Source organism: Sphingomonas sp. R86521 (assembly GCF_042466235.1).
Classification (GTDB): Bacteria; Pseudomonadota; Alphaproteobacteria; order Sphingomonadales; family Sphingomonadaceae; genus Sphingomonas.
The window spans coordinates 1,022,269-1,047,769 of record NZ_JAXHBY010000001.1 but is presented as its reverse complement, the minus strand read 5'-3'; the positions used below and the strand labels follow the sequence as shown (position 1 = coordinate 1,047,769).

Genomic DNA, 25,501 nt, shown 5'->3' with positions numbered 1-25,501 from the left:
CCAGCAAGCCTACACCGAATTTCAGCGCATCGCAGATCACGCCCCTGATCCGCCGGATGATCTTCGGCGGTCGGGACGTCATGGCTGAATAGCCCCTAGATTTCTGGACGCCTTCAATCCTAATTTTGACGACAGGGTGACGATGAGGAAGTCCAATTTCAGCGATGAGTTCAAGCGTGCCGCAGTGGTGCAGATCACGAAGTGGGGTTACCCGGTAGCGGAGGTTTCGCAGCGCCTCGGCGTCAGCCCGCACTCGCTGTATGCGTGGAAGCAGCAGTTTGCGAAGGTGGCGTCGGGCGATGCCAATTAGGACGCCGAGGTTCGCCAGTTGAAGCGCGAGTTGGCTCGGGTGACCGAGGAGCGAGCGATCTAAAAAAGCCACCGCGTATTTCGCCAGGGATGCCAAGTGAGATACGTCTTTGTCGCTGAGCATCAGAACCAGTTTGGCGTCCGCGCGATGTGCCGGTGCCTGACGATCCAGCCCAGCGGTTTCTATGCCTGGCGCAAAGCGCCGCTGAGCCGGCGAGCGCAAGAAGATGCTCGGCAGATTGCATTGATCCGGCAGGCCTGGAGCGACAGCGGCAAGGTCTATGGGTATCGAAAGTTGCACGACGATCTGCTCGATCAGGGCGAGACCTGTTGACGCAATCGCGTTGCCCGCCTGACCAACCTAGCAGGCATCAAGGCGCAGATCGGCTACAAGCGGCGCCCAGGCGGAAGGCCTTCGGCCGTTGTTGCCAACGCGTTGGATCGCCAGTTCGACGTGCCGCAAGCTGATCGCGCCCGGGTGACGGACATCACTTATATCCGTACGATGGAAGGCTTCGCTACCTGGCGGTCGTGCTTGACCTCTACTCCCGTCGCGTGGTGGGATTGTCGTTGCTATTCAGACCGACGTCGACGGGTACGCGAACTGAAAGATGGACTGCGGCGCTATGCATGCGCAAGCATCATCTGCGTCACCGCCGGCGTGCGAGCGATTGGTCAAGCTGGTGTAGAGCAGCGCTAACTGCGGTTCGGGATTTCAACTGCTTCAGCCCCGACAACGATCCTTTGAAGAGCATAAATTTCGGCGTCCAGATGGTCGCCGGTGAGCGCCTAATCGGGAAGATCGACCACTATGGCCGCAACCGTCGTCATGGTTCACCCCACGCTGCCGATCCCGCGGTCAAGACGTGGGTTCTCACGATCATGATGGCCTACGAGTACTAACCCGTGGGATCGAAACCCGCCGATGCCGCCTGCAGGCCCTGAACACGTAACTCGTCGCTCGTGCTTGCTAGCGGATCGGTGACGGCGGGTTGCTGGTACAACACGCTGTCCGAGCCCATTGAAAAGCCCGAATAATAGTTGGTCGGGGCGACAGGATTCGAACCTGCGACCCCCACACCCCCAGTGTGATGCGCTACCAGGCTGCGCTACGCCCCGACCGAGCCGCGCGCCCTACGCGGGTGTTGGCGGAGATGCAAGCGCTGGATGCGGGATTGGGGGCGGTTTGGGCTGCACGGAGGCCCGCGCACCCCGCTCCGGTTGCACGCGGCGTCGCGCGGTGATAGCGGGCGGCCCATGCGGGTGCGGGTCACCTGGATCCTTCCTTTCAGATACGGAACGCCATGTTCATTGCACCAGCCTTTGCCCAAGCCGCCGACGGCGCGTCCGCAGCCGGGGGCGGGATCGCGTCGTTCCTGAGCCTCGCGCCGCTGTTCCTCGTCTTCGTGGTGTTCTATTTCCTGATGATCCGTCCGCAGCAAAAGCGGATGAAGACGCTGCAGGCGTCGGTCGCGGCAGTGAAGAAGAACGACAGCGTCGTCACCGCCGGCGGCATCCTGGGCAAGGTCACCAAGGTCGAGGATAACGTCGTCGAGGTCGAGATCGCGCCGAACATCCGCGTGCGGGTCGTCAAGGCGACGTTGACCGACATCACCAGCCCGAACACGAAGCCGGCCAACGACTGATGCTGGATTTTCCGCGCTGGAAGGTGGCGTCGATCATCGGCCTGCTGGCCGTGCTCTGCGCGCTTGCGATCCCGAGCTTCTTCCCCGAATCGAGCACCAGCAAATGGGGCGCGATCCCGCATCCGCGGATCAACCTGGGGCTCGACCTGGCGGGCGGCAGCTATCTGCTGCTCGAGGCGGACACCGCCGACCTTGCGAATTCGCGCCTGGAAGTGATGCGCGACAGCGTTGCCGGCACGATGCGCAACGGCACGCCGCGGATCGACATCGGCGATATCTCGTCGCGGAACGGCCAGCTGTCGTTCCTGCTGCGTGACCCCTCGCAGGTCGACGCGGCACGCGAGCGGTTGCTGGCGATCACCGGCGGCGGCGCCGGGATGAGCGGCCAGCGCGAATGGGATATCGCGGTCGTCGACACCAGCCGGTTCGTACTCAAGCCGACCGAAGCGGGCCTGACGCAGGCGATCGACACCGCGATGAAGGACGCGACCGAGGTCGTGCGCCGGCGTATCGACGAACTCGGCACCAAGGAGCCGACGATCGTCCGCCAGGGCGCGACGCGGATCGTCGTCCAGGTGCCGGGCCTGCAGAACCCGCAGGCGCTGAAGGACCTGCTCGGCAAGACCGCCAAGCTCGAATTCAAGCTGGTCGACGAGACCGCGAACCCCGCCGACCTCGCCAAGGGCATCGCCCCGATCGGCAGCCAGGTGCTGCCCTATCCGGGCAACCCGCGCGGCGTCCCGTTCATCGCGGTCAAGCGATCGGTGATCATCTCGGGCGACCAGCTGGCGGACGCGCGCCAGGAGTTCGAGCAGCAGTCGAACGCACCGCAGGTGGCGATCACCTTCGACGCGGTCGGGGGGCGTCGCTTCGCCAAGGTCACCACCGAGAACACCAACAAGCCGTTCGCGATCATCCTCGACAATTCGGTGATCTCGGCGCCCAACATCAACGAACCGATCCTCGGCGGGCGTGCGTCCATCTCGGGCAACTTCACCGTCCAGTCGGCGAACGAACTCGCGATCGCACTGCGCTCGGGCAAGCTGCCGGTCGCGCTGAAGGTGATCGCCGAGAGTACCGTCAGCCCCGACCTCGGCAAGGATTCGATCCGCGCCGGCGTGCTCGCCAGCGTGATCGCCGCGGTGCTGGTGATCGTGTTCATGTTCGTCACCTATGGCCGGTTCGGGGTCTATGCGAACCTGGCCGTGGTCATCAACATCTTGGTGATCGTCGCGGTCATGGCGATGCTCAACGCGACGCTGACGCTGCCCGGCATCGCCGGCTTCGTGCTGACGATCGGGACCGCGGTGGATGCCAACGTGCTGATCAACGAGCGTATCCGCGAGGAACGCAGGCGGGGTCGCAGCGTAATCCAGTCGGTCGAGCTCGGCTACAAGGAAGCATCGCGGACGATCTTCGAGGCGAACGTGACCCACGGGATCACCGGCGTGATCATGCTGTTGCTCGGCTCGGGCCCGGTCAAGGGCTTCGCGGTCGTGCTGCTGATCGGGATCTGCACCTCGGTGTTCACCGCCGTGCTGTTCACCCGGATGATGGTCGCGTTGTGGTTGCGCAAGACCCGCCCGACCACGATCAATATTTGAGGCGGGAGATAACCATGCGCCTGCTGAAACTCGTACCCGACAACACCAACCTCAAGTTCGTATCGCTGCGCAACTGGGCGTTCGGCTTGACCCTGGCATTGTCGATCCTCGCGGTCGGGCTGGTCTTTACCCGCGGGCTCAACATGGGCGTCGATTTCGTCGGCGGCGTGCTGATCGAGGAGAAGTTCGCGATTCCGCCGTCGATCGACCAGGTCCGTACCGAGGTCGACCGGCTGGGCGTCGGCGAAGCGTCGATCCAGTCGTTCAGCGACCCCAAGACACTGTCGATCCGCCTGCCGATCCCCAACAGCACCGACGAAGGCGCGACCAACCGCCTGGTGAAGAAGGTTTCGGACGACCTCGCCGTTAAATTTCCCGGCGCGACCTTCTCGAAATACGACACGATTTCCGGGAAAGTTTCGGACGAGCTGATCAGCAAGGGGCTGCTCGCGGTCGGGCTCGCGATCCTCGGCATCGCGCTGTTCGCAGTGGTGCGGTTCGAGTGGCAGTTCGGCGTGTCGACGGTCGTCGCGATCGTCCACGATCTGTTGATGACGCTCGGCTTCTTCGCGCTGACGCAGTTCGAGTTCGACCTCAACATCGTCGCCGCGGTGCTGACGATTATCTCGTATTCGATCAACGACAAGATCGTGATCGACGATCGTATCCGCGAGAACATGCGCCGGTACCGGAAAATGGACATGCGCGAGATCATCGACCTTTCGGTGAACGAAACGCTGCCACGCACCGTGATGACGTCGGTGACGATCCTGCTCGCGCTGCTGGCGATGCTGGTGCTCGGTGGCCACGTGCTCCGCGGCTTCACCGCGGCGATGATCCTGGGCATCGTCGTCGGCACCTATTCGTCGATCTATGTGTCGTCGTCGCTGCTGATCACGCTGGGGCTGCGCGCCGATCCGGCACCGGGCAAGGCGACCGCCGCCGACGGTGCCGAACGCGTCGGTCCGCGGACTCCGCGTTGATGCGATCTGCCCGGTGAGGATGGACCGCGAGAAGACCGACGGGCCGATCATCTCGGCGTTCGGGCATGGCGGGTTCAAGGTCGACGACGGCTATTATGCGGCGCTGCTGATGACGCCGGAGCGTGCGGACGGATGGGTGCCGCCGGCGCTTTCCGCGCTAACTGAAGCCGATGTGGCCGCGCTGTTCGTGCTGGATCCTGCGCCCGAGTTCGTGCTGCTCGGCACCGGGGCGACGCTTCGGCACCCCCCGCTGGCATTCCGCAAGGCGATGGAAGCGCGCGGGATCGGGATCGAGGCGATGGACAGCCGCGCCGCGGCGCGCGCGTGGAGCGTGCTACGCGGCGAAGGGCGCTGGATCGCCGGCGCGCTCTACCCGTTCGCGGACTAATCCCGACAGATGCGCATAGAGCGCGGCGGTGTTTGCCTCCCAGGTGAAGCGGGCCGCGGTCGCGCGGGTTGCAGCCGTTGACGGCGGGGCCTGCAACAGGTCGCTGATCGCGGCGGCAAACGCAGCGGGCGTACGCGCGGCGATGCGGCCGGCATCCGGAGACGTTACCACTTCGCGCGCACCACCAGCATCAGTGATCACGATCGGCGTGCCGCTGGCGAGCGCCTCGACCCAGGCATTGGCGAGCCCCTCCGACGACGACGCCAGCGCCATCACGTCGGCGGCCGCGATCAGATCGGGGATGTCGGCGTGCGGGACGCTGCCGAGCAGGCGGATGCGGTCCGCGGCACCGGTATGCGCGACCAGCGCCTCGAGCCGGGCGAGATCGGGTCCGGCACCGGCGATCCGCAGCGACACGCCGGGCAGCGCCGCGACCGCCTCGATCACCACGTCATGCCCCTTGCGCGGGATCAGTGCTCCGACCGACACGATGAGGGGACCGCTGATCCCCAGCAGCGTCTTGGCGCGGTTGCGGTCGACGGGGGCGAAGCGGTCCTGGTCGACCCCGGTCGCGTGGACGCGGATGCGATCGGCGGGCATGCCGAGCGCGATCATGTCGTCGGCCATCGCGTCGCTGACCGCGAGGAGCCCATCGGCCCCCTGCCCTGCCGCGCGGACCTGTGCTGCGGTGGCGGGGTTGCGACCCCAATGGTGGATATCTGCACCGCGCGCCTTGATCGAGACCGGGACGCCGTAGCGCCGGCCGAGTGCGATAGCGGCGGGGCCGTCGGGGAAGAAGAACGAGGCGTCGATGACGTCGAACGCGAAGTCGGCGCGGATCGCGTCGAGAACGGGGATGAGCGCGCGTTCGAGGGCGCGGGCGTGGTGGCGGCCGGCGGTCATCGGCCAGGCGGTAAAGCGCGGGCGGTGGACCGGGATGCCTTTCCAGACTTCCTGGGCAGGGAGCGTGGTCAGGGCACTGCGGCCGGGGAGATAGCGTAGGGGTCCTGGAAGCAGTCCGATCGGGGCGACGGCCCGGAGGTCAACATCCGGGTGCGCGGCGAGGCCAAGGGTCTGGCGCTCGACGAAGACGCCGAAATTGCGGCGGGTGGCGTCGGGGAACAACGTGGACAAGGTCAGGACGCGGAGCATGCTGGGGATGTAGCTGGGAATGGTTAAGCTGGCGTGGTTTTCACCGCCCCCTTCACCACCCCGGCGAAGGCCGGGGCCCAATTGGGCGACCGCGGCAACCGGCGCTGCGCGTCGCCACTGGGACCTTCCCAATTGGGCCTCGGCCTTCGCCGGGGTGGTGCGGAACCCAAGCATATTGTTCCCCCGCGAAAGCGGGGGCCCAGGGTCGCGGGCGCCGTCGTTCGGAACCCTGGGCTCCCGCTTTCGCGGGAGAACGGGATAGGCGCGGCTGCCCTCAGATCCGCGCGGTCCCCGGATACGCGAACAGCACGTCCGCGTCCGCGCTCGTCTCCACCGATTCGCTGCCCGTCACGGTGACGCACTCGCCCGCCTTGAACGCGACGTCGGCGACCGAGCCCGAGCCGGTGATCGGGATCACCCAGCCGGTCTTGCCCTCGGGCAGGTTGACGACGTGCTCGCCGCCCTTCCAGCGTTCGAGGACGAATTTGGGGCCTTCGACCATGATCGTGCGGCCGGTCTCGACCTCGACCGGGGGGGCGACGGGGACGTACGGGGTCGGGTCGGCGACCGCGATGCCGTCGTCCAGATGCAGTTCGCGGTCGCTGCCGTAATCGTACAGCCGATAGGTGGTCTCGGAGTTCTGCTGGACCTCGATCACCGTCAGCCCGCCGCCGATCGCGTGGATGGTGTCGGAGGCGCAGTACATGAAGTCGCCCGGCTTTACCGGCTTCCAGTCGAGCTTGTCCTCGATCGTACCGTCGATCGCCGAGGCGCGCAGCTCGTCCTTCGAGATCGGCGCCTTGGTCCCGACCGCGATCGTCGAGGTCGGTTCGGCGGCGAGCACCGTCCAGCATTCGTCCTTGCCGCGCGGCAGGCCGCGGGCGTGCGCCTGGTTGTCGTCGGGATGGACCTGCACCGACAGCTTCTCGCTGGTGAACAGATATTTGATCAGCAGGTCGGGCTTGGTGTCGCCGGGAGCCTGGAACCAGACCTCGCCGATCGGCGGCGAACCGGGCGCGGGATCGTCGAAGCCGGGCCACAAGGTGCTGCGCCCCCAAGGCTTTTCGACGCGGTGCGTGTGGAGCAGGGTGGCGGGCATGGGAGTCCTTTTCGAAGCCTGACGTGACGCCGTCAACGCACCAGCTTTGCCGTGCGATCCGCCGCCTGTGAAGGCCCGCGAAAGGGATTGTTCGCGCGAGCCTGCATACGCTATGGACAGCTTCGATGCGTATCCCCCAGTCTCGTGCAAAGTTGCCTCGTGCGCTTGTCGTCACGCTCCTCGCCGCGCTTGCGCTCCCCGTTGCTGGTTGCGCGAGTTCGCGTACGAAGGGCGACCTTCCCTATGTCGCACGCGACGTCGGCACGCTGTATTCGACCGCGAAGAACCGGCTCGACCAGGGCCGCTACAAGGAAGCGGCGCAGCTGTTCGACGAGGTCGAGCGCCAGCATCCCTATTCGATCTGGGCACGCCGCGCGCAGATCATGAGCGCGTTCAGCTATTATCTGGGTCGCGATTATACCGCGTCGATCGCCTCGGCGCAGCGCTTCCTGGCGGTGCACCCGGGCAACCACGACGCTCCCTATGCCTATTACCTGATCGCGCTCGGCTATTACGAACAGATCACCGACGTGACGCGCGACCAGAAGATCACGCGCCAGGCGCTCGATTCGCTCGGCGAGTTGATGCGGCGCTACCCGAACACGCGCTATGCATCGGACGCGCGGCTGAAGGTCGACCTGGTCAACGACCATCTCGCGGGCAAGGAGATGGAGATCGGCCGCTTCTACGAGACGCGTCGCCAGTGGCTGGCGGCGTCGGGCCGGTATCGCACGGTGATCGACCAGTATCAGCAGACCACGCACACCCCCGAAGCGCTGATGCGCCTGACCGAGGCGTATCTGGCGCTCGGCGTGCCGGTCGAGGCCGAGAAGTCGGCCGCGGTGCTCGGCCGCAACTATCCGGGTACCGACTGGTACAAGCATGCCTACGATCTGCTGCAGAAGCATCCGATGACGCCGGTCGCGCCGCTGAAGCCGGGCGAGCAGCCGGTTCCGGTCGGCACCAAGGGGACGCCGTCGGTGTCGGTCGAGGTCGACCAACAACCGACATCGTCGTCTGCACCCGCGGGTCGCGAAGCACGGCCGAACCCGGTCGGGTCGGGCGGCCAGCCGTCGAACACGGGTCCGGGGATCTGATCTGGCGTTCTCCCGCGAAAGCGGGAGTGCGGCTTTCACCGGCGGCACCTTGTATGTTGGAACATAGGGGGATCACTTCCCCGATCGGTTCGTCTATGGCGGCATCACGATGCTGACCGAACTTTCCATTCGCGACGTGGTGTTGATCGAGGCGCTGGACCTGGGGTTCGGCGACGGGCTCGGCGTGCTGACCGGCGAGACCGGGGCGGGCAAGTCGATCCTGCTCGATGCGCTGGGGCTGGCCCTGGGCGGGCGTGGTGATTCGGGGCTGGTCCGGCACGGTGCGGCACAAGCGGTGGTGACCGCGACGTTCGATCCGCCCAGCGCCGACGCGCCTCTGACCGCGCTGCTCGACGACAACGGGATGGAGATCGAGCCCGGCGAACCGCTGATCATCCGCCGCATCGTCAAGGCCGATGGCGGCAGCCGCGGCTTCGTCAACAACCAGCCGGCCTCGGCGGGGCTGCTGCGCGAGATGGCGCCGCATCTGGTCGAGATCCACGGCCAGCATGACGAGCGCGGGCTGCTCAACCCGCGGGGCCACCGCGCGCTGCTCGATATCTTTGGACGGACCGAACCCGCGGCGGTTGCGCGAGCCTGGAGTGTCCTGCGTGCTGCCGAAGCCGAGCTGGCGACGGCGCGCGCGGAAATCGAGGCGGCAGCGCGGGATCGGGAATGGCTGGAGCATACCGTCGGCGAACTGACGACGCTCAGCCCGCAACCCGGCGAGGAGGAGACCCTCGCGGAGACGCGGCGGTCGATGCAGCGGTCGGAGAAGATCGCCGACGACCTGGCCGCTATCGACGAGTATCTTGAAGGATCGGATGGCGGGCTGGCCAAGCTGCGCCAGGCGGCGCGCGTGCTGGAGCGGATCGCGGGCGATCATGCCGCGCTCGGCGAGGCACTGGCGGCAGTCGACCGCGCGGTGATCGAGGGTGCGCTGGCGGAGGAGCATCTGCGCGATGCCCGCGCGCGGCTGTCGTTCGATCCGCGCGCGCTGGAGGACGACGAGGCGCGGCTGTTCGAACTGCGGGCGATGGCGCGCAAGCACCACGTGCAGCCCGACGACCTCGCGGCACTGGCCGACGAGATGCGCGCCAAGCTCGAGCGGCTCGATGCCGGCGAGGGCGGCGTGCTGGTGCTGGCGGCGGCGGTGAAGGCGGCGCAGGGCGAGTATGATGCGGCGACGGCGGCACTGACCACGCGGCGTCAGGCGGCGGCGGCGAAGCTGGATGTCGCGGTGGCGGGCGAGTTGGCGCCGCTGAAGCTGGATGCGGCGCGGTTCCGCACCGTGGTGGCGGAGACCGACGAATGGTCGGCGGCGGGCAAGGACCGCGTCGAGTTCGAGATCTCGACCAACCCCGGCGCGCCGTTCGCGGGGCTGACCAAGATCGCTAGCGGCGGCGAATTGTCGCGATTTATCCTGGCGCTGAAGGTGGCGCTGGCGGAGGAAGGCGGCGCGTCGACGATGGTGTTCGACGAAATCGATCGCGGCGTCGGCGGCGCGGTGGCGAGCGCGATCGGCGAACGCCTCGCGCGGCTGGCGCAGACCACGCAGCTGCTGGTGGTGACGCACAGCCCGCAGGTCGCCGCACGTGGCGCGAAGCACCTGCTGATCGCGAAGAGCAACGACGGGACCGTGACGCGGACCGGTGTGCGGGCGCTGAGCGAGGCGGAACGACGCGAGGAGATTGCGCGGATGCTGTCCGGCGCGTCGATCACTGACGAAGCGCGCGCGCAGGCGGAACGGTTGCTGGAGACGGCTTGAGGGATACGAGGGGGTTTGAAGGGGGGCGGCGCATTCGGCCGTGACCTCAGGACTGTCCCGCCGCTACTGAACTCCCCGTTATCCCACGCCCCCCGCCCGTCATCCCAGCGAAGGCTGGGATCTCCCTGGGGCGGGGCCGCGGCCCGAACGGGGAGACCCCAGCCTACGCTGGGGTGACGGTGTGAGGGGACGCGGACCTCAGCCTCCGCTGGGGTGACGACTGCGTCAGTCCCTATAGCCCGGGTTCACGCGGTCAAGTTTCCGCAACAGTGCCGGCCAGGCGAGACCTTCGGCGAGCATCCGGATTCCCGGGCCGCTCGACTGGCCCTCGACCTTTTCCGCAACGCCCTGGTTGGGATTGTTCAGCCCTGCCCGCCCGGCGCTGAGCATCAGCACCTGCGCCTCGCAGGCGCGTTCGAGGAAATACATCCGCAGGAACGCCTGCGGGACCGATTCGCCGACGGTCAGCGTGCCGTGGTTGCGCAGGATCATGCTGTTCCGGGTGCCGAGATCGGCGACCAGTCGCTCGCGTTCGTCGAGCTCGGTCGCGATGCCCTCGAAGTCGTGATACGCGACGTCGTGCCCGGCGATCATCGCGGTCTGGGTGTGCGGCAGCAACCCCTCCGCCATCGCCGACACCGCCTGGCCGTGCGGGGTGTGGAGGTGCAGCACCGCGACCGCGTCGTCGCGCCCGGCGTGGATCGCCGAATGGATCACGAACCCGGCGCGGTTGACCGGTGCCGGGGTGTCGGTGACCTTGTTGCCGTCGATGTCGATCTTGATCAGCGACGATGCGGTGATCTCCTCGAACATGTGGGTGTACGGGTTGATCAGGAAATGATGCTCGGGCCCCGCCACGCGTGCCGAAATGTGCGTGAAGATGAGGTCGTCCCAGCCGTACATCGCGACGAGGCGGTAGGCGGCGGCGAGATCGACGCGGAGCGCCCATTCCTCCGGCGATACCTGATCGCGGACGGTCGGGGTCGGCTTGAGCGCGGTTGCCATCATCCATCTCCTTATGTTTTTTGGAGACATAGCACGGCGCGGTTGGGCGTTGAAGCGGGAGCCGCGTGCCCTTCCCGCTTCGTCATCCTGGGCTTGACCCAGGACCCAGGGTTACAAGCGTTGGCGTTTGTAACCCTGGGTCCTGACTTTCGTCAGGATGACGGTAGGGCGAGTTTACGGGCGCGGCGTCAAAGTGCGCCGGTGCCGCCATTCGCGCCGAACGCGCTGCCGGTGGTGAAGCTCGACCCCGGATCGGCCAGCGTGACGTAGAGCGAGGCGAGTTCGGCGGGCTGGCCGGCGCGGCCGAGCGGGGTGTCCTGCCCGAACTCGGCCATCTTGCCCGGCAGCTGCCCGCCCGCGACCTGGAGCGGGGTCCAGATCGGGCCCGGCGCGACCATGTTGACGCGGATACCCTGCTTGCCGAGCTGTTTCGCCAGCGCCTTGGTGAAGATCAGGATCGCTCCCTTGGTCGAGGCGTAGTCGAGCAGCTCCTCCTCGGGCGCGACCGAATTGACCGACCCGGTGTTGATGATCGCGGCGCCGGGCTTGAGCAGCGGGATCGCGGTCTGGCAGATGTGGAACATCGCATAGACGTTGGTCCTCATCGTCCGATCGAACTGCTCGGGCGTGATCTCCGCGATCGACATCTTCGACTGCTGATACGCGGCGTTGTTGACGACGATGTCGAGCCCACCGAGCTCGCGGTGCGCACGCGGCGCGAGTTCGCGGCAGAATTTGGCGTCGGTCAGGTCGCCGGGGATCAGCACGATCTTCCGCCCCTCGGCGCGGAGCAGCTTGGCGACGTCCTGCGCGTCGGGTTCTTCGCTGGGGTAATAGTTGATCGCCACGTCGGCGCCCTCGCGCGCGAAGCCGATCACGGTGGCGCGGCCGATCCCCGAATCGCCGCCGGTGACGAGCGCCTTGCGCCCGGCGAGCCGGCCCGAACCGCGATAGCTGGTCTCGCCGCAATCGGGGACCGGGTGCATCTCGCGCTGGAGCGCGGGCCATTTCTGGCGCTGTTCGGGGAACGGCGTTTTCGTGAATTTGGTCTGCGGATCGACCAATGGCGCCGCGCCCTGCGCGAACGCGGGGGCGGCGGCAGCAGCGAGCCCCGCGACGGCGGCGCCCTTGAACAGATCGCGGCGGCTGGTGTCTTCGGTCATGGCAGGGCTCCGGGACAAAATACGATTATCCGCTAAACACTTAAGTCGCCCGGATGTTCAGTGCCCTTGTGGTTTGCCCTCGCTGTCCCCTACCCCGCCAGAATGACCGCGCTACCCGACCACGAGTCCCCCGAAACCGAGGCCCAGGCCGCCGCCGAACTGGCGACGCTCGCGGAACAGATCGCGTATCACAACGCCCGCTATCACACCGACGACGCACCCGAGATTTCGGATGCGGCCTATGATGCTCTGGTCCGCCGCAACGCCGCGATCGAAGCCGCCTTCCCGGCGCTGGTCCGTGCCGATTCGCCGAGCCGCACAGTCGGCGCGGCGCCCGCGGGGCATCTGGCCAAGGTCGCGCATGCCAAGGCGATGATGAGCCTCGACAACGCGTTTGCGGACGAGGAGGTCGAGGAATTCGTCGCGCGAGTGCGCCGGTTCCTGAAGCTGGCGGACGACGAGCCGGTGGCGCTGACCGCGGAACCGAAGATCGACGGGCTGTCCTGTTCGCTGCGCTACGAGGATGGGCGGCTGGTGCAGGCGCTAACCCGCGGCGACGGGCAGGTCGGCGAGGATGTGACCGCGAATGTACGGACCATCGGCGATATCCCGCAAACCCTGCTCACCCGCCAAGGCCAAGCGCCCGCGGTGTTCGAGGTTCGCGGCGAAGTCTATATGGCCAAGGCCGACTTCGCTGCCCTCAACGCCCGGCTGCTCGCGGAGGCCGAGGATACCGGCAAGGACGCTCGCCAGTTCGCCAATCCGCGCAATGCCGCGGCGGGATCGCTGCGGCAAAAGGATCCCGAGGTCACCGCGAGCCGGCCGCTGCGGTTCCTGGCGCATGGCTGGGGCGAGACGAGCGCGATGCCCGCCGATACGCAGGCCGGCGTCGTCGCGGCGCTCAAGGCATGGGGTTTCCCGATCGCCGATGCCTTTGCCCGGATCGAGGGGACCGCCGAGGCGCTCGTTACCTACCGCGCGATCGAGGCGGCGCGCGCCGACCTGCCGTTCGACATCGACGGCGTGGTCTACAAGGTCGACCGGCTCGACTGGCAGACGCGGCTGGGCCAGGTGGCGAAGGCACCGCGCTGGGCGATCGCGCACAAATTCCCCGCCGAGCGCGCCCAAACCATCCTCCGCGCGATCGATATCCAGGTCGGGCGGACCGGCGCGATGACCCCGGTCGCGCGGCTCGAGCCGGTGACGGTCGGCGGCGTCGTCGTCACCAACGCGACGCTGCACAATGCCGACGAGATCGAGCGGCTGGGCGTCGCGCCGGGCGACCGCGTGTTGGTCCAGCGTGCCGGCGACGTGATCCCGCAGATCGTCGAGAACCTGACCCCCGATCCGGACCGCGCGCCCTGGGTCTTCCCGCATACCTGCCCCGAATGCGGATCGGCCGCCGACCGCGAGGAGGGCGAGGTCGTGTATCGCTGCACCGGCGGGCTGATCTGCCCGGCGCAACGGGTCGAGCGGCTGATCCATTTCGCCTCGCGCCACGCCTTCGATATCGGCGGGCTGGGGCAGACGCTGATCGAGGCGTTCTTCCGCGACGGGCTGATCGAATCGCCGGCCGACATCTTTCGCCTGACCGAGGAGCAGCTGGCGGCGCGGAAAAAGGACGGGCGGGTGTGGGCGGCCAAGGTTATCGCGGCGATCGCGGACAAGCGCCGCATCCCGCTCGACCGCTTCCTGTTCTCGCTCGGCATCCGCCATGTCGGCGAGATTACAGCGCGGGATCTGGCGCGCCGTTATGTCTCGGCAAGGGCATTGGGCGCGATGCTGCGGCATGCGGTGTTCCTGCGATCGCAGGTCGTGCCGGCGATCGGAGAGGCTGACCGCAAGTTCGTGCTTCGCCGCGACAAGGTGCTGGTGGCGGCGATCGAGACCGCAGGGATCGGGCCGGAAGTCGCCGGCGCGCTGGTCGGCTTCTGCGCCGAACCGCACAACCGCCGCGTGGTTTTCGAGCTGTTGCGCGAGGTCGCGCCACAGGACGTCGTCCATGAAACGCGCGAGTCGGAGGTCAGCGGCTGGACCCTGGTGTTCACCGGCAGCCTCGAAACGCTCAGCCGCGACGAAGCCAAGGCGCAGGCCGAAGCATTGGGCGCGCGCGTTGCTGCGTCGGTGTCGGCGAAGACCAACATGGTGATCGCCGGACCCGGTGCGGGGTCGAAGCTGAAAAAGGCCGCAGACCTGGGAATCCGGGTGATCGATGAAGCGCAGTGGGCGCAGATCGTTGCGGACGCAGCGGGATAGGTCTCGCTAGTCGCAGATAAACCCGTGGTTTTTTTGCAACGCACCACGGCCAAACTCGGTTCCGCGGAATTGCGACTCGCGTATGTCACAGACGTGAAATATTCCCCGTGCAGGGGCGCGGTTGACGGCAAAGGGAAGCCGACATCGAGCATATGCTCAAAGGGGACTATTCAGATGCGTAACAACCTATTTCTGGGCGTGGCAGCGGTTGCGCTGATCGCGCCGATGGCCGCGAGCGCGCAGGAGACGACCTCGTCGATCCGCGGCACGGTTACGTCGAACGGCGCACCGGTCGCTGGCGCCACCGTCGTGGTGACGACGCCCGACACGGGTACCCGCTCGACCGCGACGACCAACGAATCGGGCACGTTCAACCTGAACGGCCTGCGCGCCGGCGGCCCCTACACCGTCTCGGTCAGCGCGCCCGGTTTCGGCAGCACGCAGATCACCGACATCAACACCACCGTCGCGCAGGCGTTCGACCTGCCGGTCGAGCTGGCCGCCGACACCACGGGCAGCGCCGACGAGGTCGTCGTGACCGCATCGCGTCTCCCCAACGCCCGGTCGATCTCGCAGGGTCCGACGACCGTGCTCAACGCCCGCCAGATCGCCAACATCGCGACCGTGAACCGCGACATCCGCGACCTCGAGCGCCGCGATCCGTTCGCCCGCCTCGACGACAGCCCCTCGGGCGGCCGCTCGGTTTCGTTCGCCGGCCAGAACGCACGCTATAACCGCTTCACCGTCGACGGCGTGTCGGTCAGCGACAATTTCGGCCTGAACAGCGATGGCCTTCCCAGCCGTCGTTCGCCGATCCCGCTCGATGCGATCGGCCAGTTCCAAGCCCAGGTCGCTCCGTACGATGTCCGCCAGGGCAATTTCCAGGGCGGCGCGATCAACATCGTGCTGAAGTCGGGCACCAACGACTTCCACGGCACCGGTTTCTATTCGCAGTCGCGCGACGAGTGGGTCGGCAAGCGGACCAAGGACCTTCGCGTCAGCGTCCCCAACTTCAAGACCGAGAACTATGGCGCCGAGCTGTCCGGCCCGATCATCAAGGACAAGCTGTTCTTCATGGTCGCCGGTGAGCGCCTGCGCGGCGGCCGTCCGATCGCGGAAGGCCCGACCGACAACAATGCCGGCACCAGCATCCCCGGGATCACCCAGGCGCAGGTCGACCAGATCAGCGCGATCGCCAAGTCGGTGTACAACTATGACACCGGCGGCGTGCTCCGCGACCTCGGCGACAAGGACGACCGCGTCGTCGCCAAGATCGACGCCAACCTGTCGGATACGCAGCGCCTGTCGCTGACCTACACCTACGCCAACGACGCCATCAACCTGCTGCAGAACACGTTCCCGACCGCGCCGACCGGCCTTGGCCTGGCGTCGAACGCGTACATCCAGGGCAACCGCCTGCACACCGGCGTGGCACAGCTGAACTCGCAGTGGTCGGACAACTTCTCGACCGAAGTCCGCGGGTTCTACAAGAACTACACGCGTATCCAGGACCCGTTGATGGGCCGTGGCTTCGCGCAGTTCCGCGTCTGCACCAACCCGACCTCGACGGTCGCAGCCCCCGGGGCCGCCGCCAACACCGTGTCGCCGTCGGCTTGCGAGAACAATGCCGGTACCGTCTCGTTCGGTCCCGACAGCTCGCGCCAGACCAACCAGCTGAAGACCGAGACCTGGGGTGGCCTGGTCCAGGCGCGCCTGACCATGAACGATCATGACGTCCGCGTGTTCGGCGAAGTGTCGAGCGTCTCGATCTTCAACTCGTTCCTGCAGAACAGCTCGGGCAGCTATTACTTCGACTCGATCGCCGACCTCCAGAACCGCTTCGCGGGCTCGCTGGCCTATGGCAATGCGATCATCCCGAACAACGGCCTGCCGGCACTCGATCCGAATGCGGCGGCTGCCAGCTTCGGCTACCAGAGCTACACGTTCGGCGTGATGGACTCGTGGAAGGTGACCCCGACGCTGAACCTCAGCTACGGCGCCCGCTACGACCTGTACGCAATGGACGACAATCCGGCGCTCAGCACCGCGTTCGAGTCGCGCTACGCGAACGGCGCCATCGTCAATGGCCAGCGCGTCAACATCAACAACAACACTGCCAACATCTCCGGGTTCGGCCTGTTCCAGCCGCGCGCCGGTTTCGACTGGAAGCCTGCGCAGCGGGTGAGTATCCGCGGCGGCGGCGGCATCTTCGGCGGCGGCACCCCCGACGTCTATGTGTCGAACAGCTTCTCCAACACCGGCGTGCTGACCAACTCGTTCAGCGTCAGCCGTACGGTCACCGGGTTCAACGGCTTCCCGACCGGTACGGCCGCCGGCGTCCAGGCGTCGACCGCTGCGGCGCTCCTGACCGGCGTGACCGGCACGGCAGTTCCTGCCGCCGCCAACACGTTCCTGACGGGCGGTTCGGTTCCGGCGAACTCGACGGTCAACGCACTCGACCCGAACTTCAAGATCCCGTCGCAGTGGCGCGCCACGCTGACCGGTGAGTACACCGCGAACCTCGGGTTCCTCGGTGACGACTGGGTGTTCGGTGCCGACCTGCTCTACTCGAAGGTCCGCAACCAGGTGTATTTCACCGACATCCGTTCGGTGCCGATCGCCGGTTCGCTGACCCCCGATGGTCGTCAGCGTTACCAGAACCTGATCGATGGTGGTGCCGCCAGCACCAACACCAGCAGCGACATCCTGCTGACCAACACCGACAAGGGCCGCGCCTATATCGGGGTCGCGCGTCTCGAAAAGGCGTGGGATTCGGGGCTGAGCATCAACGCCAGCTTCACCTACCAGGACGTCAAGGACGCCGCACCGGCAACCTCGTCGACCGCGGGTTCGAACTATTCGAACGGTGCGTTCGCCGATCCGAACAACGTTGCCTACGGCATCTCGAACGATCAGGTTAAGTACTTCTTCAAGTACGGCGTGAACTACGACCACGCGTTCTTCGGGGACTACAAGACCACTTTCGCGCTGTTCGGTGAATCGCGTGTCGGCCATCCGTTCAGCTACACGTTCCAGGATTTCGGCAACAACGGCGGCGGTCGTGCATCGATCTTCGGCACGACGGGTGTCAGCTCGAACTCCAGCACCGGTGGCAACCGCTACCTGCTGTACGTACCGACGGTCGACGATGCGAAGGTCTCGTACAGCAGCGCGGCCGTCCGCAACGCGGTGAACCAGTTCATCGATGCGACCAGCCTGAAGAAGTATCGTGGCCAGATCGCGCCGCGTAACGCCTTCCACTCGAAGTGGTTCACGCGTCTCGACCTTCACGTCGCGCAGGAAATCCCGACCTTCCTCGGCGGTTCGCGCGTGACGGTGTTCGCGGACATCGAGAACTTCACCAACTTCATCAACAAGAACTGGGGCCAGCAGCGCGAGTACGTGTTCCCGTACAACACGGCGCTGATCCGCGCGCAGTGCCTGACCACCCCCGGCAATGCCGATGGTGCCGGCACGATCGCGACCACCGTCGGTCAGGCGTGCGCGCAGTATCGCTACTCGCCGGTCGGCGGCGGCGCGACCTTCACGCCGCAGGCCGATCAGGTCTACGTGAACCAGTCGCTCTACTCGATCCGTATCGGCGCGCGCTTCACCTTCTAAGGCCAGCGTGACATCGATCGGCTGAAGGGGCCGCCGTTCCATCCGGGACGGCGGCCCTTTTCGTTATCGGCGGCGGAGCGTCGCGAGCCGGTCGACCGCGAGCACGCCGATCAGGGTGGCGCCAAACAGTGGCATCGCCACGCCGAGCGCCGCGATCGTGCCGGCCAGGCTCCAGCCGTAGCGCGGACGGCCGAGCCGCGGCGGCTGGCCCAGCGTGCCGGGGCGGCGGCGACGCCACCACATCACCGCGCCCGACACCGACAGCGTCGCCAGCAACGCGGTCACCAGCGTGCCGAGGATCTGGTTGGCGAGGCCGAAGAACGCGCCTTCGTGGATGGCGACGCCGTAGCCGACCGCGCGGTCGATCCACTGGCGCTGGGCGAAATCGCGGCGGTCGAGGATCCGGCCGGTAGCGGCGTCGACGGTGACCCGGCTGCGCTCTGGCCGGTTGGCGGAGTCCGAGCTGATCGTCCAGCGATCGGCTCCGGACGGCGCGATCAGCACCGGCGGGGCGAGCGCGAGGCGAGCGCCCGTGGCCACGACGGCGTCGAGATTGCCGGGTTCGGCCGCAGGCATTGCCGTGCCCCGGTGCTCGGCATGCGCGTCCGGCTTGCCCGCGACCTTCCAGTCGACCGGGCCATCGGTGGTGCCGGTCGCGGTGCGGACCGCGCCGAGATAGCCGCCCCAGGCGTTGGCCCAGGGCAGGCCGGTGGCGATCAGGAAAATCGCCGCGACGCTGACCCAGATCCCAGCGACCGCATGGGTATCGCGCCAGAACAACCGCCGTCCGCTGCGCCAGCGCGGGTAAAGGATACCGCCCAGCCCCTTTCGCCCGCGTGGCCACCAGAGATAGAGGCCGGTGAGCAGCATCGTGATGGTCCAGCACGCCGCGATCTCGACCAGCCAACTGCCGGGGGCGCCCGCGAGCAACGTGCCGTGGAGCGCCGAGATCGTCTTCATCAGCCGCCCATCCTCGCGGACGCTGTTCAGGACGCGGAGACGGTAGGGATCGACATAGACCCGGGTCTCGACGCCGTCCTTCGCGACCAGCACGCGGACCGCCTGGTTCGGGGACACCGGCAGCTGGTACTTCGACAGGTGTGCGCCGGGAACCGCGGTGAGCGCGGTGGCGACGATGCGGTCCGGGGCGGCGCGCGGCGCCTGCACTGGAAGGGTATCGTAGGCGCGGTCCTGCCACACTTCGATCTGCGGCTTCCAGAGATAGATCGTGCCGGTGACCGACAGCCACAGCACGAACGGCATGCAGAACAGCCCGGCATAGAAATGCCAGCGCCAGACCGCATTGTACCACGACGCACCGGCGCCGTTCGCGCGCGTCACAGTTTCCATGTCAGGTCCGCCTGGAAGCTACGCTGCGGGAACGGGTGGAACAGGAAATACCGGTCGTTGCCGACGTTATCGACGCCCAGCCCCAGCGTGTAATGCTCGCCGACCTTGAACTGCGCGCGGAGGTCGACGACCAGGTATTTGTAGAAGCCCTGATAGGTGTTCCCGACCACGTCGCTGTTGTCGAGCGTGCCGTAGAAGCGGCTGGCATAGCGCCCCGCCGCGGTCAGCGAGACGCCGTCGACCGGGCGCCAGGTGCCGACCAGCGTCGCCTTCCATTTCGGGACCTGCGGCAGGCGTTTCCCGACCGCGGCGGGGAAGGCTGCGTTTTCTCGCGTGGTGGCGTCGGCATAGGTGACGCTGCCGGTCAGGTCGAACCGCGGCACGATGTCGACGCGCTGCACTGCCGCCTCGACGCCGCGGGCGCGGGTCCGGCCGACGTTCTGGACGAAGGTGGCGAGCGTCGGGGTGCCGTTGAGCGGCCCGGTCTGCGAGATCAGTGCGTCGCGGATGCTTTCGTTGAACAGCGACACGCGCAGCGTGCCATGATCGTCATGATGCTCCGCACTCAGTTCCTCCGACAGCGCGCGTTCGGGCTTCAGGTTCGGGTTGGGGACGGCGGCGACCGGGGTCGTGACGATCTGATAGAGTTCGCCGACGGTCGGAAAGCGCCACGCGGTGCCGAACGATGCGCGCAGCGTGACGACCGGGGATGCGTCCCAGGCCAAGGACGCCTTTGGCGAGAAGCGCGCGGCGGTGAGGACGGGCTGGGTCGCCGCGATCGCCGGGGCGAGCGAGAAGTTGCTGCCGTCATAGGCGCGCCACCATTCGTAGCGCCCGCCAAGCGTCAGCGTGACCGCCGGCGTCATGCGCCAAGCATCCTGCGCCCACAGCGCCGCGGTCCGGGTCCGACCGCGCGAGGCGAGGTTCAGCTGCCCTGGCTGGCCGGATATCCAGTCGTCGGTCACGTAGCGGTTGCTGTGCAGTTCGAACCGATCGAAATGCGCGCCGATGTCGATCCGGTGCGCCGCGGTGGCGTTCCAGCCGGCCTTCGCGTCGAGCGTCGTCCAGCCGGTACCGCCGAGCCGGGTGATCGTCCCCGCCCCGCCGGTCCGCGCCGCGGGCAGCGCGGTGGTCGGGCTGCGCTGATCGTCCTGCGCATAATCGTACAGCGTGCCGATCACCTGCCAGTCGACCGCGCCGCTGCCGGTCGCGGACAGCGCATGGCTCCAGTGGCGCTCGTCGAACGCATAGGTGCCGCCGGAGAACGCGGCGGGCGCCAGCGTGTAGGTGCGGCTGCCGCTGTTGACGGTGCCCGCGAACACCGGCGTGCCGGCCGCGTCGCGCAGATAGGTCTGCGCGACCGCGTCGGTATCGTTGAGGAACAGCGCGCCGACATAGCTGAGGCGGATCGACGGCGTGACGTCGAGCGCGGCCTTCAGCTTGAAGCGGTCCTGCTGCTGATGCTCGATCGCGCTGGCGCCGAGCACGCGGATGGGCACGTTAGTGCGATTGACGTCGTCATAGCCGCCGGTGACCGGCGTGCCCGCGCCGCTGGCCGGCGCCGGCCGGGTGGCGGTGACGAACAGGAGCGGCTGGCTGTTGCTGGTGACGTGGTCGTAGCTGCCGAACAGCGCGAGCGGTCCGAACCGGTCGCCCAGCGTCGCGCCGAACTGATAGGCCGGCAGTGTCTGGTGCGTGCCATACTGGTCATAGGTCTGGAGATTGGTGCCGCCGGTCACCGTCGCCTCCAGCCGGTCGGGCAGCCGCGTGGTGATGTTGACGACCGCGCCGATCGCGTTGCCGGGATAGGCCGCCGAATAAGGTCCGTAGAGCACGTCGATCCGCGCGATCTCCTGCGGGCTGACCAGGCCCCAGCGCGGCGACGCATTGGTGTTGTTGTTGCCGATCAGCGCCGACAGCAGCGCGCCATCGGCATAGACCAGGCTGCGGGCGCTGGCCCCGACGCCGTTGGTGCGGGTCGCGAGCGGGGCCTGGGTGTCGCCGATATGGCGTTTGCGGACCAGCAGGCTGGGCAGGTATTTCAGCGTATCCTCGACGTTCACCGCGTTGACGGTCGCGGCGATGGTCGCGGCGTCGACGCTCGCCTGGGTAGCGGGCTGCTCCTGGGGGACGGGTTTGCGGGCGGTGACGATGATATCGGTCTTGCGCTCGTCCTCCGCCGCGGCGGGTGCCGCGACGAGGACGAGCATCGGCGCGCCGATCAGCGCGAAATGCGTGTACATGGAATTTCCTTCGAACCTGGACGTGGCGCTCCACCGTCAAAAGGCGGCTGCGCTGCAAAACTCAGGCGAAGGGCGGCGGTCCGGTCTGCGGCGGCGGGGGTGCGGCCAGTCCGTGACCGACGGACACGAGCGTGCGGACCGGTGCGGGCGTGGTGCGTACGAATAGTGGCGGCGGGGCAACGGCCAGCGCCGGTGCATCGACGACCGGCGTGACGCCGGCAAAGGCGCAGGGGTGATCGACGCCGGACGCCCCGTGATCGGCATCCTTGTGCACCATGCCCGCCATGGCATCCCTGTGCGCCATCCCGGGCATGGCGTGATCCATCGGCGCCGCGGCCTGCGGGAGCAGCGGTCCGGTGCCCGAACACGGCACGATCCGGACCCCGTCCGCGGTCGCGACGGGCATCCACCCGCTCGGCACCAGCGCACGCGCCAGCATCGCGCAGGCGAACAGCGCCAGGAGCAGCCGCGCTTGCAGCGGCGTGAGGTGACGCAAAAGGCTCACCCAAACCGTGTGGCGCGTGGCTCGGTATCGGACAAGTGGACGTTTGGTCCGATGCCGCTTGGTTTGCCCAGAGACGGAACCAGCGAAATGCCCTGCGCACCTATTTTTGCACCCGCCCCCGCCCGCGTGTAAGACCGCGCGCAACGATGGCCATGCTCCCCACCCCTACCGCATCCGGCACGCCCGGCGTGACCACCCGCCGCCTGCCGTTCACCGCGCGGCCGTTCTTCGAGAACAAGAGCCGCGCGTTCTGGACGCTGCAGGCGGTGGGGTGGAGCGGCTACCTCGTGCTGCGCGGGGTGTCGTCGGTCTCGAACGGCCTCACGCTGGACGTGATCATCCCGGTGATCATCGAATCGATCATCGGCTACTGCATCACGCTGCTGCTCTCGACGCTGTACGGATCGTACCGCCGCATCCCGCGCGTGCTGGGGCTGTTCCTGACGGTCGCGACGCTGGCGGCGGCGACGTTCCTGTACGTCATTCTCGACGCGTTCGCCTTCTCGTTCATCAAGACCAGCAATCCGGGAATCACGATCACGCTGCTGCTGGGGTTCGTGTTCCTCAACTTCGTGACGCTGGCGGGCTGGTCCGCGCTGTATTTCGGGATCAACTTCTACCTGATCGTCGAGGACCAGATCGACCAGATGCAGCATCTGGAATCGCAGGCGTCGTCGGCACAGCTGGCGATGCTGCGCTATCAGCTGAACCCGCATTTCCTGTTCAACACGCTCAATTCGATCTCGACGCTGGTGCTGCTCAAGCAGACCGAGCGCGCCAATGCGATGCTGAGCCGGCTGTCGTCGTTCCTGCGTTATACGCTGGCCAACGAACCGACCGCGCACGTCACGGTGGCGCAGGAGATCGACCAGCTGAAACTGTATCTCGAGATCGAGAAGATGCGGTTCGAGGACCGGATGCGTCCCGAATTCGACATCGACCCCCGCGCCGAACGCGCCCGACTGCCGTCGCTGCTGCTGCAGCCGCTGGTCGAGAACGCGATCAAATATGCGGTCACGCCGCAGGAGGAAGGCGCCGAAATCCGCGTCCGCGTGCGGCTCGCCGGGGAACGCGTGCAGATCGCCGTATCCGACACCGGACCGGGGTTGATCGAGGGCAGGATCAGTTCAAGCCTTTCAACCGGCGTGGGGCTCGCCAATATAAGGGACAGGTTGGTGCAGTCCTTCGGGGCCGACCACCGTTTCGAAACGCGCTCCACGCCTGCTGGCGGCTTCTCGGTCGAGATCGAGATTCCGTACCAGCTCGAAGACGTGAACAGAGAGGCCGCATGACCATCCGTACCATTCTCGTCGACGACGAGCCGCTGGCGATCCAGGGCCTGGAGCTCCGGCTGCAAGCCCATGAAGACGTCGAGATCATCGAAAAATGCTCGAACGGCCGCGAGGCGATCCGCGCGATCAAGACCCACAAGCCCGACCTGGTCTTCCTGGACATCCAGATGCCCGGGTTCGACGGCTTCTCCGTCGTCCAGGGGTTGATGGAGGTCGAACCCCCGCTGTTCGTGTTCGTCACCGCCTATAGCGATCATGCGCTCCGCGCGTTCGAGGCGCAGGCGGTCGATTACCTGATGAAGCCGGTCGAGGAATCACGGCTAGCCGATACGATCGAGCGGGTCCGCCAGCGTCTGAACGAGAAGCGCGGCGTCGAGGAGGTCGACCGGTTGCGCGAAGTGCTCGCCGATGTCGCACCCGATGCGGCCGCGGACATGTCCGACAACGCTGATGCGGTGCAGGCGAACCGCTTCGAAAAGCTCATCAACATCAAGGATCGCGGCCAGATCTTCCGCGTCGATGTGGATACGATCGAGCGGATCGATGCCGCCGGCGACTATATGTGCATCTATACCGGCGACAACACGCTGATCCTGCGTGAGACGATGAAGGACCTCGAGAAGCGGCTCGATCCGCGGCGGTTCCAGCGGGTGCATCGCTCGACGATCGTCAACCTCGACCTGGTCAAGCAGGTCAAGCCGCATACCAATGGCGAATGCTTCCTGGTGCTGAATTCCGGGGCGAGCGTGAAGGTCAGCCGGTCGTACCGCGATGTCGTCGCGCGGTTCGTGCACTGATCTGATTCGTCGTCAAACCGACATCCTGACGCCATCCCAGCACCCCACCGTCATCCCAGCGAAGGCTGGGATCTCCCGGGTCGGGCCACAGCGTCCGCCCAAAGAGAGACCCCAGCCTACGCTGGGGTGACGGATTGGCGGCGAGGTACGTGCTTCGCAGTAGGCGCATTAACCACTCCACAACCCCTGCCCGCTACGCCCCGCGAGCATGGCGAAGCGCGGCTCTCTCTATGTTCACGGCCTGATCGGGCTGCCCGCACTGGTACTCGCGACCAGTTGCGTGCCCGACGATCATCCGAAACCGGTGTCGCGCGTCCAGGCGGTGCCCGATGCGCGCGCGCTGTTGCAGCGCATGGCGCTGAGCCTACCCGACGACATCTCCGCCAAGGCGCTGACGCCCGAGGACGGCCGCACCGCGTTCGCCTCGGTAGCGGCGCCGCCGTTCATGGCGCCGCGCACCACCGACGATGCCGCGCGCGCCGCGGATTGCCTGACCGCCGCGGTCTATTACGAAGCGCGATCGCAATCGGTCGACGGGCAGCGGGCGGTCGCGCAGGTCGTGCTCAACCGCGTCCGCGACCGCGCCTTTCCCGACACCGTGTGCGGCGTGGTCTATCAGGGATCGCAGCGCCGCACCGGGTGCCAGTTCAGCTTCACCTGCGACGGATCGATGATGCGCCCGCGCGAGCCCGGCCCCTGGGACCGCGCGCGCGCCGTCGCCGACGCGGCGCTGTCGGGTAGCGTCTATGCCGCGGTCGGTGCGGCGACGTCGTTCCATACCACCAGCATCCTGCCGTGGTGGGCGTCGAGCCTGGCGCGGATCACGACGGTCGGGGCGCACGTGTTCTATCGCTGGCAGGGCGCACTGGAACGCGCGCTGACGTTCCGCCAGGCTTATGCGGGTGTCGAACCCGGCGTGCCGTCCCTCGCGGTCGCCGCGACGTCGATGACGGTCGAGGGCGTCACCGTGCACCGCGGCAACGAGACCGTCGCCGGGGTCACGGTGCACCGGGGCAAGATCGCGCCCGTCGCCGCGCCGCAACTGGTCCGCGTCAATTATGCAGGCGTGCGGGTGCATGTCGGCGGACACCAGCCGGGTGCGCTGGATACCGGCACCGAAGCCGCCACCGTCGGCGAGGAAAGCGCGCCGATCTGACGCGGCTTATCTCCCCTCCCTGGAAGGGAGGGGTCGGGGGTGGGTCGGCTTGGGGCAGACACCGCGA

At 67.1% G+C, this 25,501-nt stretch carries 19 protein-coding genes, 1 tRNA gene and 1 pseudogene; 13 read left to right on the top strand and 8 right to left on the bottom strand.

What is annotated here, in order from left to right:
* Nucleotides 1-142: 142 nt before the first annotated feature.
* Nucleotides 143-900: pseudogene (locus SJY20_RS04935) on the top strand (IS3 family transposase); the annotation flags it as partial.
* Between the two features lie 39 nt (nt 901-939).
* Nucleotides 940-1,212, top strand: coding sequence for a DUF3768 domain-containing protein (locus tag SJY20_RS04930; RefSeq protein WP_380788570.1), 273 nt, complete (start codon nt 940-942; stop codon nt 1,210-1,212).
* Between the two features lie 139 nt (nt 1,213-1,351).
* On the opposite strand, the gene SJY20_RS04925 is transcribed toward SJY20_RS04930, so the two are convergent.
* Nucleotides 1,352-1,428 (bottom strand) — tRNA-Pro (locus tag SJY20_RS04925).
* A gap of 185 nt (nt 1,429-1,613) precedes the next feature.
* Between SJY20_RS04925 and yajC the strand changes: the two genes are divergently transcribed.
* Genes yajC through SJY20_RS04905 form a run of 4 tightly spaced genes read left to right on the top strand, consistent with a single transcriptional unit; the run spans nt 1,614 to nt 4,930 of the window.
* Complete coding sequence (yajC, locus tag SJY20_RS04920; protein WP_380785478.1) at nt 1,614-1,955, top strand: preprotein translocase subunit YajC; 342 nt, start codon at nt 1,614-1,616, stop codon at nt 1,953-1,955.
* On the top strand, nt 1,955-3,559 hold the full coding sequence (secD, locus tag SJY20_RS04915) for a protein translocase subunit SecD (RefSeq protein ID WP_380785477.1): 1,605 nt from the start codon (nt 1,955-1,957) through the stop codon (nt 3,557-3,559). The genes yajC and secD overlap by 1 nt, the downstream gene beginning before the upstream one ends.
* A 14-nt stretch (nt 3,560-3,573) precedes the next feature.
* Nucleotides 3,574-4,542, top strand: a complete 969-nt coding sequence (gene secF / locus SJY20_RS04910) for a protein translocase subunit SecF (RefSeq protein ID WP_380785476.1) — start codon at nt 3,574-3,576, stop codon at nt 4,540-4,542.
* A 19-nt stretch (nt 4,543-4,561) separates the two neighbouring features.
* Nucleotides 4,562-4,930, top strand: coding sequence for an Mth938-like domain-containing protein (locus SJY20_RS04905; protein ID WP_380788568.1), 369 nt, complete (start codon nt 4,562-4,564; stop codon nt 4,928-4,930).
* Here the strand turns inward: SJY20_RS04905 and SJY20_RS04900 are convergent.
* On the bottom strand, nt 4,877-6,082 hold the full coding sequence (locus SJY20_RS04900; RefSeq protein ID WP_380785475.1) for a glycosyltransferase: 1,206 nt from the start codon (nt 6,080-6,082) through the stop codon (nt 4,877-4,879). The two genes, SJY20_RS04905 and SJY20_RS04900, sit on opposite strands and share 54 nt — an antisense overlap.
* A gap of 274 nt (nt 6,083-6,356) precedes the next feature.
* Nucleotides 6,357-7,181, bottom strand: coding sequence for a class I mannose-6-phosphate isomerase (locus SJY20_RS04895; RefSeq protein WP_380785474.1), 825 nt, complete (start codon nt 7,179-7,181; stop codon nt 6,357-6,359).
* 152 nt (nt 7,182-7,333) lie between these two features.
* Between SJY20_RS04895 and SJY20_RS04890 the strand changes: the two genes are divergently transcribed.
* Both SJY20_RS04890 and recN read left to right on the top strand, forming a co-directional pair.
* A complete protein-coding gene (locus SJY20_RS04890; protein ID WP_380785473.1) occupies nt 7,334-8,278 on the top strand; it encodes an outer membrane protein assembly factor BamD in 945 nt (314 codons plus the stop codon).
* A gap of 109 nt (nt 8,279-8,387) precedes the next feature.
* Nucleotides 8,388-10,046 carry a DNA repair protein RecN gene (gene recN / locus SJY20_RS04885; protein ID WP_380785472.1) on the top strand — a complete coding sequence of 553 codons (1,659 nt, stop codon included), beginning with the start codon at nt 8,388-8,390 and terminating at the stop codon, nt 10,044-10,046.
* A 225-nt stretch (nt 10,047-10,271) separates the two neighbouring features.
* On the opposite strand, the gene SJY20_RS04880 is transcribed toward recN, so the two are convergent.
* Nucleotides 10,272-11,051, bottom strand: a complete 780-nt coding sequence (locus tag SJY20_RS04880; protein ID WP_380785471.1) for a class II aldolase/adducin family protein — start codon at nt 11,049-11,051, stop codon at nt 10,272-10,274.
* A gap of 188 nt (nt 11,052-11,239) precedes the next feature.
* Nucleotides 11,240-12,214 carry an SDR family oxidoreductase gene (locus SJY20_RS04875; RefSeq protein WP_380785470.1) on the bottom strand — a complete coding sequence of 325 codons (975 nt, stop codon included), beginning with the start codon at nt 12,212-12,214 and terminating at the stop codon, nt 11,240-11,242.
* Nucleotides 12,215-12,316: 102 nt separating this feature from the next.
* Here SJY20_RS04875 and ligA point away from each other — a divergent pair, with 102 nt between their 5' ends.
* Nucleotides 12,317-14,470: an NAD-dependent DNA ligase LigA gene (gene ligA / locus SJY20_RS04870; RefSeq protein WP_380785469.1), complete on the top strand. Its 2,154-nt coding sequence runs from the start codon at nt 12,317-12,319 to the stop codon at nt 14,468-14,470.
* Nucleotides 14,471-14,644: 174 nt separating this feature from the next.
* The gene (locus tag SJY20_RS04865) at nt 14,645-18,091 is read left to right on the top strand and encodes a carboxypeptidase regulatory-like domain-containing protein (RefSeq protein WP_380785468.1); all 3,447 of its coding nucleotides are present in this window, start codon (nt 14,645-14,647) and stop codon (nt 18,089-18,091) included.
* Between the two features lie 63 nt (nt 18,092-18,154).
* Here SJY20_RS04865 and SJY20_RS04860 read toward each other — a convergent pair whose 3' ends face one another.
* The 3 genes from SJY20_RS04860 to SJY20_RS04850 form a co-directional block, all read right to left on the bottom strand.
* A complete protein-coding gene (locus SJY20_RS04860) occupies nt 18,155-19,441 on the bottom strand; it encodes a PepSY-associated TM helix domain-containing protein (protein WP_380785467.1) in 1,287 nt (428 codons plus the stop codon).
* Nucleotides 19,429-21,684, bottom strand: coding sequence for a TonB-dependent receptor (locus SJY20_RS04855; protein WP_380785466.1), 2,256 nt, complete (start codon nt 21,682-21,684; stop codon nt 19,429-19,431). The genes SJY20_RS04860 and SJY20_RS04855 overlap by 13 nt, the downstream gene beginning before the upstream one ends.
* A gap of 61 nt (nt 21,685-21,745) precedes the next feature.
* Nucleotides 21,746-22,189: a hypothetical protein gene (locus tag SJY20_RS04850; RefSeq protein WP_380785465.1), complete on the bottom strand. Its 444-nt coding sequence runs from the start codon at nt 22,187-22,189 to the stop codon at nt 21,746-21,748.
* A 146-nt stretch (nt 22,190-22,335) separates the two neighbouring features.
* On the opposite strand from SJY20_RS04850, the gene SJY20_RS04845 reads away from it, so the two are divergent.
* The 3 genes from SJY20_RS04845 (at nt 22,336) to SJY20_RS04835 (ending at nt 25,434) form a co-directional block, all read left to right on the top strand.
* Nucleotides 22,336-23,481 carry a sensor histidine kinase gene (locus SJY20_RS04845; protein ID WP_380785464.1) on the top strand — a complete coding sequence of 382 codons (1,146 nt, stop codon included), beginning with the start codon at nt 22,336-22,338 and terminating at the stop codon, nt 23,479-23,481.
* A complete protein-coding gene (locus tag SJY20_RS04840; RefSeq protein ID WP_380785463.1) occupies nt 23,478-24,278 on the top strand; it encodes a LytR/AlgR family response regulator transcription factor in 801 nt (266 codons plus the stop codon). The genes SJY20_RS04845 and SJY20_RS04840 overlap by 4 nt, the downstream gene beginning before the upstream one ends.
* Before the next feature lie 208 nt (nt 24,279-24,486).
* The gene (locus tag SJY20_RS04835; RefSeq protein WP_380785462.1) at nt 24,487-25,434 is read left to right on the top strand and encodes a cell wall hydrolase; all 948 of its coding nucleotides are present in this window, start codon (nt 24,487-24,489) and stop codon (nt 25,432-25,434) included.
* Nucleotides 25,435-25,501 lie beyond the last annotated feature (67 nt).